The 1,259-nt window shown below is 51.1% G+C and carries 1 protein-coding gene; it reads right to left on the minus strand.

The window, feature by feature from the left end:
• On the minus strand, positions 1 to 1,245 hold a 1,245-nt coding region (locus R7Q38_RS23740), incomplete at its 3' end, for a S8 family peptidase (RefSeq protein ID WP_318114513.1).
• Positions 1,246 to 1,259 lie beyond the last annotated feature (14 nt).

A 1,259-nucleotide genomic window follows, 5' to 3' on the forward strand; every position in this document is an offset into this window, starting at 1 on the left:
GGTATGGAAGTTCACGCCAGCCGCGTTTTTCTGCCAAGGTGAGATTGCTTCGTAGCTCACCAACTCGCCTTTAGTATTGGTAAATTCAAGTTGAACACCCGGATGCTCGGCATCGGTAACGCGTGCGGTTTCTGCCAGCAACGCACGAACATCACGGGCAGATAGAGCGTGGTTGGTTGACATGATAGCGGCGATTGCACCAGAAGTGTTCGGCGCAGCCGATGATGTGCCGTTCATGGTGCTGGTATAATTACAGTTCGGGTCAAGCTCTGTACCACCGTGTAGACCATTAATACCAAGGCCGTCACTGGTGTTTTGTCCTTCTTCACATCCCATCAGGTCAGTTGTGACCATCGCAGGGAAGTCTTGCCCGTATTCCCCTGCTGGCGCGGCAACCCACACGTTAGCGCCAACAGAAGAGTAACTTGCTCGGGTGCCATCTGCGCGTAGCGCGCTGGTGACAAGGTTGAAGTAGCTAGAGTTGTCGTAAGATTGCGCCGAGTTGTGCATCGGTAAACCTTGGTTTCCGCCTCCCGCGAAGAAATCGCTAGGAAGAACGAAGAATCGTCCAGTGTTGAAATAGCGGTAACCATTACCCGCAGACTTGACAAACAGTGCACCGCGGCCCCAAGCGTTCGTTTCGCTGACGTTTTGCATGACATCCATTTCAAGCTTGAACTGTGGGTCATTCTCATCAAACGCGATTGGGTTGATCGGACTAAAGCCATAACTTTGGTTAAATACGCGTACATCTCGCGTCGCTGGGTCCATACCGTGAGAAATTAACCAACCTTCTAATGTTTGGTTTGCAAGCCAGTTAAAACCAACAAGCGAAGAGCGAGAAGCAACGCCGCGACCACCTTCACCATTGTTACCTACCGCACTAATCAAACCAGCAACGGCAGTACCGTGGCCGTTGGTGTCTACGGGATAACTGGATGGGAATAAAGAGTCTTCAACGAAGTTTCTGCTACCTGTGACTACGTTACCTGCAAGGTCTGGGTGATCGATTTGCACACCAGAATCAATGACCGCAACTTTAACGCCAATACCGGCAATGCCCATGGCTTGCGTAAGTTTGGTGTTTAAGTCATTACCCGCAACAGCAGGGTTTGCTGCGAATGCAGTTTGGCCAGTGTTGTCGAGATGCCATTGTTCTGAATAGAGCGGATCAAACGCCGAGACGGCAGGTGCAAGGCCCACAGCCAACATTGCGGCAAATAGGCGATTAAAGCGTGTTTCCATTTGTGACCTCATGT

It is taken from the genome of Vibrio sp. Vb0598, assembly GCF_033338935.1.
Lineage (GTDB): Bacteria > Pseudomonadota > Gammaproteobacteria > Enterobacterales > Vibrionaceae > Vibrio > Vibrio alginolyticus.